Origin of the sequence: Mesorhizobium sp. M2A.F.Ca.ET.039.01.1.1 (assembly GCF_003998035.1) — a bacterium.
Taxonomy (GTDB): Bacteria; Pseudomonadota; Alphaproteobacteria; order Rhizobiales; family Rhizobiaceae; genus Mesorhizobium.
On sequence record NZ_RZRY01000239.1, the window covers coordinates 1 to 8,643 of the forward strand.

At 61.9% G+C, this 8,643-nt stretch carries 11 protein-coding genes, 1 other RNA gene and 1 pseudogene; 6 read left to right on the top strand and 7 right to left on the bottom strand.

Annotated elements, in window-relative coordinates:
* Window positions 1-3: 3 nt before the first annotated feature.
* On the bottom strand, window positions 4-753 hold the full coding sequence (locus tag EOA24_RS18680; RefSeq protein WP_126080727.1) for a YebC/PmpR family DNA-binding transcriptional regulator: 750 nt from the start codon (window positions 751-753) through the stop codon (window positions 4-6).
* 203 nt (window positions 754-956) lie between these two features.
* A complete protein-coding gene (locus EOA24_RS18685; protein ID WP_126080726.1) occupies window positions 957-1,280 on the bottom strand; it encodes a helix-turn-helix domain-containing protein in 324 nt (107 codons plus the stop codon).
* Window positions 1,281-1,331: 51 nt separating this feature from the next.
* Here EOA24_RS18685 and EOA24_RS18690 point away from each other — a divergent pair, with 51 nt between their 5' ends.
* Window positions 1,332-1,814 carry an SRPBCC domain-containing protein gene (locus tag EOA24_RS18690; protein WP_126080725.1) on the top strand — a complete coding sequence of 161 codons (483 nt, stop codon included), beginning with the start codon at window positions 1,332-1,334 and terminating at the stop codon, window positions 1,812-1,814.
* A 48-nt stretch (window positions 1,815-1,862) separates the two neighbouring features.
* On the opposite strand, the gene EOA24_RS18695 is transcribed toward EOA24_RS18690, so the two are convergent.
* The 5 genes from EOA24_RS18695 to ssrS form a co-directional block, all read right to left on the bottom strand.
* Window positions 1,863-2,627 carry a TerC family protein gene (locus EOA24_RS18695; RefSeq protein ID WP_126080724.1) on the bottom strand — a complete coding sequence of 255 codons (765 nt, stop codon included), beginning with the start codon at window positions 2,625-2,627 and terminating at the stop codon, window positions 1,863-1,865.
* Between the two features lie 80 nt (window positions 2,628-2,707).
* On the bottom strand, window positions 2,708-3,532 hold the full coding sequence (locus tag EOA24_RS18700) for a YmdB family metallophosphoesterase (RefSeq protein ID WP_112129722.1): 825 nt from the start codon (window positions 3,530-3,532) through the stop codon (window positions 2,708-2,710).
* A 50-nt stretch (window positions 3,533-3,582) separates the two neighbouring features.
* The gene (locus EOA24_RS18705; protein ID WP_126080723.1) at window positions 3,583-4,101 is read right to left on the bottom strand and encodes a DUF3592 domain-containing protein; all 519 of its coding nucleotides are present in this window, start codon (window positions 4,099-4,101) and stop codon (window positions 3,583-3,585) included.
* 81 nt (window positions 4,102-4,182) lie between these two features.
* A complete protein-coding gene (locus tag EOA24_RS18710) occupies window positions 4,183-4,767 on the bottom strand; it encodes a 5-formyltetrahydrofolate cyclo-ligase (protein WP_126080722.1) in 585 nt (194 codons plus the stop codon).
* Window positions 4,768-4,849: 82 nt separating this feature from the next.
* Window positions 4,850-5,005: non-coding RNA, 6S RNA (gene ssrS / locus EOA24_RS18715), on the bottom strand.
* A 161-nt stretch (window positions 5,006-5,166) separates the two neighbouring features.
* Here ssrS and EOA24_RS18720 point away from each other — a divergent pair.
* The 5 genes and pseudogenes from EOA24_RS18720 (at window position 5,167) to EOA24_RS18740 (ending at window position 8,415) form a co-directional block, all read left to right on the top strand.
* The gene (locus EOA24_RS18720; RefSeq protein ID WP_126080721.1) at window positions 5,167-6,006 is read left to right on the top strand and encodes a MoxR family ATPase; all 840 of its coding nucleotides are present in this window, start codon (window positions 5,167-5,169) and stop codon (window positions 6,004-6,006) included.
* An 88-nt stretch (window positions 6,007-6,094) separates the two neighbouring features.
* Window positions 6,095-6,541 (top strand): GNAT family N-acetyltransferase, encoded by a 447-nt coding sequence (locus EOA24_RS18725; protein ID WP_126080720.1) that lies wholly within the window; start codon window positions 6,095-6,097, stop codon window positions 6,539-6,541.
* Between the two features lie 18 nt (window positions 6,542-6,559).
* Window positions 6,560-6,799, top strand: coding sequence for a type II toxin-antitoxin system HicA family toxin (locus EOA24_RS18730; RefSeq protein WP_245466903.1), 240 nt, complete (start codon window positions 6,560-6,562; stop codon window positions 6,797-6,799).
* 11 nt (window positions 6,800-6,810) lie between these two features.
* A complete protein-coding gene (locus tag EOA24_RS18735; RefSeq protein WP_126080719.1) occupies window positions 6,811-7,215 on the top strand; it encodes a type II toxin-antitoxin system HicB family antitoxin in 405 nt (134 codons plus the stop codon).
* Window positions 7,216-7,225: 10 nt separating this feature from the next.
* Window positions 7,226-8,415, top strand: a pseudogene (locus EOA24_RS18740) (VWA domain-containing protein).
* Window positions 8,416-8,643: the final 228 nt, after the last annotated feature.

Sequence of the window (8,643 nt, forward strand, 5' to 3'; positions counted from 1 at the left end):
CGGTCAGGCCGCGCTGAGCTTGGCCATCGTCTCGTCGTCGACCTCGAAATTGGCGTAGACGCTCTGCACGTCGTCGTCATCCTCGAGGGTGGCGACCAGCTTCATCAGCGACTGCGCCCGCTCTTCGTCGACCGGGACGTTGTTCTGCGGCTGCCAGATCGCCTTGACCGATTCAGCCTCGCCGAGCGCCGCTTCTAGCGACTTCGACACGTCGCCGAGACTTTCGAAGCTGCAATAGATGGTGTGGCCTTCCTCATCGGACTCGACATCGTCGGCGCCGGCCTCGATCGCGGCTTCCATCACCTTGTCGGCGCTGCCGGCCGAAGCCGGATAGTAGATTTCGCCGACGCGGTTCCACATGAAGGACACCGAGCCGGTTTCGCCGAGCGCCCCGCCGGCCTTGGTGAAGGCGGCGCGCACATTGGATGCCGAGCGATTGCGGTTGTCGGTCAGCGCCTCGACGATCAGCGCCACGCCGCCCGGGCCATAACCCTCGTAGCGCACGGCTTCGTAGTTCTCGCCGTCGCCCGCGGAAGCCTTGTTGATGGCGCGCTGGATGTTGTCCTTCGGCATCGACACGGCCTTGGCGTTCTGCATCGCAAGGCGAAGCCTCGGGTTCATCGCCGGGTCCGGCGTGCCGGTCTTGGCCGCGACAGTGATTTCGCGCGCCAGCTTGGAAAACATTTTCGACCGCACCGCGTCCTGACGGCCCTTGCGGTGCATGATGTTCTTAAATTGCGAATGGCCAGCCATGGCACCCCTGTCGTGTTCGGCTAGAGCACCGCGGAGCGAAATGGGATCACCTCGCCATCCGCAAATTGCTCGAATTCAAATTTTCAGAACGCTCCAGGCATGCCTGCGAAGGCACACGGCGCTCTCTGTCGGAATGGCCGGCTTATAGATAAATCGGCTCAATTCGTCCAGACGCGCCGTAACTCCGGCGCCGGAGAGGCCGCTCAGCTCTCAAGGTCGGACTTCAGCCGGTCGAGAATGCTGATCGCATGGCCGGCATACTGGCTGATCCAGCGATCGTGGATCTGCTTGATCGGCAAGGCATTGAGATGGTTCCAACGCTCGCGTCCCTCGCGCCTCGCAATCACCAGGTCGGCCTCCTCCAGCACTTTCAGATGCATCATCACCGTGCAGCGGTCCATGTCCGGGAACGCCTCGCAAAGCGCGCCGGTGGTCTGCGGCTGATCCTTCAGGCGATCCAGCAATTCGCGCCGGCGCGGATGCGCCAAAGCCTTGAAAACATGGTCGTCCCCGGTTTGGCTTGACATGTTATGTTTCTATAACATATTGTTCCACTGAGCAAGGAAGGAGCTGTGGATATGTCCCTTGGATTCAGGATTTCCGGGCGCATCGGCAAACCGGTCGCCGAGGTCTTCGACGCCGTCGTCAACCCGACGAAGCTCAGTGGGTATTTTACAACGCTTGGCGGCGCCTCGGCGCCGCTGGTCCCCGGCACCACGGTCACATGGTGGAATACCGTGCCCGTCGAGGTCGATGAAGTGGTGCCCAACGAGCGCATCGTGCTGCGCTGGGATGGCGGCGGCCCCGGCGTTGTACCGGCTTACAAGACCACGATCGAAATGAACTTCGAAGCCCTGGATGACGGTGGCACCTTCGTCACCATTGCCGAAAGCGGATGGCGCGAGGACGAGGCCGGCCGCAAATCATCCTACGGCAATTGCGAGGGCTGGTCGCAGATGCTGTCATGCATGAAAGCTTACGTCGAGTACGGCATCAATCTGCGTGAAGGGTTCTACCCCAGCGAAATGCGCGGTGAACTGCCGACGTCGGAAAGCAAATGATCCTGCGGCGGGAGCGACAGCCGCACGCTGCCGCCCTCGTTGCCACCATCAATGCCCGCCGCCCGACCCCTGCTTCTTGCGATTCCGCGCCAGCATGTTGAGACCCTCGACCAGCGCCGAAAAGCCCATGGCGGCGTAGATGTAGCCCTTCGGCACGTGATAGCCCATGCCGTCTGCGATCAGCGTCATGCCGATCATCAGCAGGAAGCCCAGCGCCAGCATGACAATGGAGGGGTTCCTGGCGATGAAATTGGCGAGCGGCGTCGCAGCCAGCATCATCACGCTCACCGCCACGATCACGGCGATATACATGATGGCGATCTCGTCGGTCATGCCGACGGCGGTGATGATGGAATCGATCGAGAAGACGAGATCGAGCAGCAGGATCTGGAAGATCGCGCCGGCAAGGCTCAGCTGCAGCGTACCCACCATCGTGTCCTGATGATCCTGCGGGTCGACAGTGTGATGGATTTCCCTGGTCGCCTTCCAGACCAGGAACAGGCCGCCGGCGATCAGGATCAGGTCGCGCCAGGAAAATCCGTGGCCGAAGGCGGTGAACACCGGCGTCGTCAGCTGCACGATGATCGAGATCGTGGCGAGCAGGATGAGGCGCATGACCAGCGCCGCCGAGATGCCCAGCCGGCGGGCCCGGGCGCGCTGCGCTTCCGGCAGCTTGTTGGTCAAAATCGAGATGAAGATCAGATTGTCGATGCCGAGCACGATCTCGAGCACCACCAACGTCAAAAGCGCGACCCAGGCGGTCGGGTCGGAAACAAAGGCAAAATGCGGCGCCAGGAACTCGATGAGCTGCATGAAGGTCGTCCCCTCTACGATCTAGAGCAGTTTTCGCGGGTTTCGTGGCCAGTTAGGTACTGACCTTGGCTATATCAATGTCAGGACCAGAAAGACGGCGCCGTTTCTTCCAACCGAGGCCCGCGACGAAACGGCGCGATTTTCTCGGCAAGACCGGTGCGATCGGAAATGTCGACGCCGACGCCGCAGAGAGTCGCCGGTCCAGTCGCCGCCTCGAAGCGCCCTTTCGGCACCTTGGAAAGAAACCGGTTGAGCGGCTCTTCCTTGTCCATGCCCAGCGAGGAATCGTAATCGCCGCACATGCCGGCGTCCGAGATATAGGCGGTGCCACCGTTGAGGATCTGATGATCGGCGGTCGGCTGATGCGTATGCGTTCCGACCACGAGGCTGGCGCGGCCGTCGACGAAATGCGCGAAGCACATCTTCTCCGAGGTCGCCTCGGCATGGAAATCGACGATCGCCGCATCGGCCTGCTCGCCGAGCGGGCAGGCCGCCAACTCCCGCTCGCCGGCCTGGAACGGATCGTCCAGCTCCGGGTGCATGAAGACGCGGCCCATGATGTTGGCGACCAGCACGCGCGCGCCGTTGCGGGCGATATAGACGCCAGAGCCGCGCCCGGGCGTGCCCTTGGGAAAATTGGAGGGCCGCAGGAAACGCTCCTCGCGCGGCGCGAAGATCAACGCGTCGCGCTGGTCCCAGACATGGTTGCCGGTGGTGACAACATCCGCGCCGGCAGCGAGCGTCTCGCGAAAGATCTCCTCGGTGATGCCGAAGCCGCCGGCGGCGTTCTCGCCATTGACGATGACGAAGTCGAGCCTGAAGTCGGAAATCAGCCCCGGCAGCTGTTCCCACACTGCCGTGCGCCCTGTTTTGCCAACCATGTCGCCGAGAAAGAGGAGTCTCATAGCCACTTCTATCCAGAGCTGTGGACACTAGGCAAGCGGCACCGAGGTCCTTAACGCCGGCCGAAAGTGCCGCGTTGCTGATCGGCTGGCCCCGCTCCAGCGCCGGCAACGCGAACGGTCGATGGCGCCATGGGCGGCGTTTTGCGTCCTCGCAACCAGAAGAACCAGATGTAGAACAAGGTGAACCCACCGGTGACGGCGAGCAGCAGCAGCCCGCCGCGCCAGCCTTTCATCGCGGCCGTGTCGAGGCTCGATGGATCGGCAGGGTCATAGTACAATTCTATCCTGTCGCCCTTGGCCGCCTTGTAGAGACCGATGTCCTTGTCCTTGCCGGACCATGTCATCGGCGCGTCATTGGCAACATAGCTGACGGCGACATTGATGCCATCCGTGGTGAGACCGTTCGCCCGCGTTTCGCTGTAGGCGCTGACATCCGTTACGGTGGCGAGTGTCCGCTGCCAGGCAGCCTGGTGATGCAAGGTAGTTCCTATGATGTGCAACGACATCGAGAACAGTATCGCCGCGATCAGCGCGAAGGGCATCAGCAAATAGCGTGCAAGAAGGAACACCACGATCCCCGTCAGCTCGATTATAGCTGCAGGAACATAATCCGACGTGTCTTTGAAACGCGTTAAGCGGGTCGCGATAGCTTAAGCGACATCGAAGCGGCGCAACCCGCTCTCGGTCAGTATTTCCGGAATGATGACGTCATGGTTCTCTTCCGGCACCCGCTCGACTTCCTGGCAATCGAACGCGATGCCGATCAGCCTGGGCATGATGCCCTTTTCGGCCAGCCTGGCGATGGCGCGGTCGTAATAGCCGGCGCCGTAGCCGATGCGGTGGCCGCGGCCGTCGAAGGCGGCGAGCGGCACCAGCATGAGCGTCGGGTCGAGCACTTCCGCCTCTTCATGCGGCCCGACCGTGCCGAAGCCCATCTCGACCATCGGCGCGCCGCGCACCAGCTCGCGAAAGACGATCGTGGTCTTGTCCAGGATCGCCGGCAGGCAGAGCCTGGCGCCCTTCTCGCGCAGCGCGAACATCAGCGGCCGCACATCGACCTCCGAGCGCATCGGCCAGAAGCCGGAGACGATGCGGCCGGGCTCGAAGTCGATTTTCTCCTTTGCCGTCTCGGCCATTTCGAGCGCGATCTCGACGCGCCAGAATTCGTCGAGCGCATCACGGCGCGCCAGCGCTTCCTTGCGAAGCTGTTTCTTCAGGTCTTTCGGTGAGTTCATGCTCAGACGCTAGAAAGGGCCGGGATTGTATGGAGTGTTAGGAACGACCTTTTCTAGCGCATGTCTCCCGAAATCGGGAGAGTGACGATCCACACAACCGGTGGAGAGGTCGATCCCGGGTGCCTACAAAGTAGGTGGGCGCCGTGTGAGAAAACCCACGGGTCTTCCCAGGGACAGCTCCCTAAGGATCGATAAGGCCCCGGGGATAAGTTTCTCCTGCCGGGAAGCACAGACCGCCGGGGACAAATATAGGCCGATGGTTAGCCGTGCGCCAGAGAGACGAGCGACCAATTACGCGTAATTCGCCTTGCAGACCATCTCGATCAGAGGCTCTCGGCAACCGCCCTTGCGCGGCCGGCCTCGCCTCCTTACGGTCCAGCCCCACGGACAGGAGAAAAAATGCGTTTCGAAGGCACCGCGGCTTACGTCGCCGACAAGGATCTAATGGTCGCGGTCAACGCCGCGATCGCGCTGGAGCGGCCCTTGCTGGTCAAGGGCGAGCCCGGCACCGGCAAGACCGAGCTCGCCCGCCAGGTGGCGTCGGCGCTTGGGCTCGAATTCATCGAATGGAACGTCAAATCGACCACCAAGGCGCAGCAAGGGCTCTACGAATATGACGCCGTGTCGCGGTTGCGCGACAGCCAGCTTGGCGACGAGCGCTTCAACGACATCGCCAACTACATCAAGCGCGGCAAGCTGTGGGACGCCTTCGCGGCGCAAAAGAAGGTCGTGCTTTTGATCGACGAGATCGACAAGGCCGACATCGAATTCCCCAACGACCTCCTGCAAGAGCTCGACCGGATGGAGTTCTTCGTCTACGAGACCGGCGAGACGATCCGCGCCGAGTTCCGGCCGATCGTCATCATCACCTCGAACAATGAGAAGGAACTGCCCGACGCCTTCCTGCGTCGCTGCTTCTTCCACTATATCCGCTTCCCCGACATCGACACGCTGCACCGCATCGTCGAGGTGCATCACCCCGGCATAAAGCAGAACCTGGTGCGGGCGGCCCTCACTCAGTTCTACGAGATCCGCGAGGTGCCGGGCCTGAAGAAGAAGCCGTCGACCTCCGAGGCGCTCGACTGGATCCGCCTGCTGGTCGCCGACGACATCGCGCCAGAAGACCTGCGCGCCGACCCGAAGAACATGCTGCCGAAACTGCACGGCGCGCTGTTGAAGAACGAGCAGGACGTGCATTTGTTCGAGCGGCTCGCGTTCATGGCCAGACGGCAGCAATAAGCCGCCAGCAATAGCGCTTTCCCATTCTGTGGACCGTTGCCGGGGAACAGCTGCTGCCGCAGCTTCGGGCCAAATGTTGGAGGAAGAAATGTCCGAGATCACCATCCGCCCGCTCACCCAGTCCGATCACGCCGACTGGCGCCGGCTGTGGACGGCCTATCTCACCTTCTATGAAACCAAGCTGCCGGAAGAGGTCTATGATCTCACCTGGAAGCGGCTGTTCACGGCAGGCGAGTTCGAGCCCAAGGGTTTCATAGCCACGCTCAATGGCAAGGCCGTCGGCCTCACCCACTATCTGTACCACCGCTCCTGCTGGTCGCTGGTCAACAACTGCTATTTGCAGGACCTGTTCGCCGACCCGGAGGTGCGCGGCAAAGGCGTAGGCGCCGCGCTGATCAAAGCGGTGCAGAACGAGGCCGGCAAGATCGGCGTGAAGAACGTCTACTGGATGACGCACGAGACCAACGCCACCGCGCGCCGGCTCTATGATCATGTCGCGCGCCGCACGGGTTTTATTGAATACGATCTGCTGTAATCATGGTTAGTGGTTGAAATGATAGAAATTGCGCAATATATTGCGCATATTACAGGGAGCGCGATGCCGCTGATAGAGACCAATACGCGCAAGATTGTTGCGAGACTTCTGCACGAAGGTTGGTTGAATGTCGGTGGCGGCAAGCATGAAAAGTATGAGCATCCGGAAAGGCCGGACGCTATGATCATCGTGCCCCGTCATCGCGAACAGTCTCCGGGTGTGGCGCGTTCGATCGCTCGACTTGCCGGATGGATTTGAGGACGATCCACATGACGCACTATGTCGGAGTACTCGACGGAGCCGACGATGTCTGGGGCGTGCGGGTGCCCGATCTTCCCGGTTGCCACGGCGGCGGGGCAAATCCCGAGGAAGCAATCGCCGACGCGACGTCGGCCATGCGTGAATGGGCTGAGGCCCGGATAGCAAAGCAGCTGCCGATGCCTGCCCCTCGCACGATGACGCAATTGCTGCGGTCAGGCGAGATCGATAGCACCGCCGGCGAATCCGCGGTGATGATCCCCGTGCTGATCGATTCAGGAAGACCTGTCCGAGCCAATCTGTCCCTCGATGCTGGTCTGTTGGCAGCAATAGACGAAGAAGCCGGCCGGCGCGGCCTTACCCGCTCCGCGTTCATTGCAAGCGCGGCACGCGAGAAGATCGAGGGGCACAGATAGCAGCCCAACCATGTTCATCCCCTTCTTCCTCGAACTGAAGGCAGCGCGGGTTCCCGTTTCGCTCAGGGAATATCTGTCGCTGCTGGAAGGGCTGGAAGCCGGGCTGGTCGATTATGACGTCGAGGCTTTTTATTACCTCGCCCGCGCGGCCCTGGTGAAGGACGAGCGCCATATCGACCGTTTCGACCAGGTCTTCGCGCATGTCTTCAAGGGCGTCGAGGCGCTTGGCGGATCCGACGCCGTCGATGTCGCCAACATCCCCGAGGAATGGCTGCGCCGGCTGGCCGAAAAGCACCTGACCGAGGAGGAGAAAAAACTGGTCGAGGCTTTGGGCGGCTTCGATAAGCTGATGGAAACCTTGAAGCAGCGGCTCGAGGAGCAAAAAGGCCGGCACCAGGGCGGCTCGAAATGGATCGGCACCGGCGGCACCTCGCCCTTCGGCGCCTATGGCTACAATCCGGAAGGGGTGCGCATCGGCCAGCATGAAAGCCGGCATCGCCGCGCGGTGAAAGTCTGGGACAAGCGTGAATTCCAGAATTTCGACGACACCGTCGAGCTCGGCACCCGCAACATCAAGGTGGCGCTGAAGCGGCTGCGCCGCTGGGTGCGCGAGGGCGCCGAGGAGGAGTTCGACCTGCCCGGCACCATCCATGCCACCGCCGAGCACGGTTATCTCGACGTCAAGACACCGCCCGAGCGGCGCAATGCCGTGAAGCTTTTGATGTTCTTCGATGTCGGCGGCTCGATGGACGACCACATCCGCGGTGTCGAGGAGCTGTTCTCGGCCGCCCGTGCCGAGTTCCGCCAGCTCGAATATTTCTACTTCCACAACTGCCTCTACGAGCGCGTCTGGAAGGACACCGGCGGCGGCTGGCCGAGACGATCCCGACCTTCGACCTCATCCACAAATACGGGCCGGACTATAAGGTGATCGTCGTCGGCGACGCCTCGATGAGCCCCTACGAGATCGCCCATCCGGGCGGCTCGGTCGAGCACTGGAATCCAGAGGCCGGCAGCGTGTGGCTGGCGCGCCTGTTGCAGCAATGGCCGAACGCGATCTGGCTGAACCCGGAAGCCGAGAAGAACTGGCGCTACACGCACTCGATCGCCATGATCAGCGAGATCTTCGGCGGCCGCATGTTCCCGCTGACACTGGCCGGGCTGGAAGCCGCGACCAGGCAGTTGTCGCGCAAGCGTTAGTTCCCCGGCACAGGGATGTTGACCGGTCGGCTCCGTTCGCATTGGCAGGCGGCATGCTTTGGAGATTGGCCGAAACGCCCATCGCGATCGTCATTCCAGGGCGGAGCAAGGAGCGAAGCGACGCGCGCAGACCCTGGAATCCATGCCGTTACCTTCGCCGAGGCCTGCAACGGAGCAGAATTCTGCACCGTGGCGGCGCTTCCAAGTCACGGAATGGATTCTATGGTC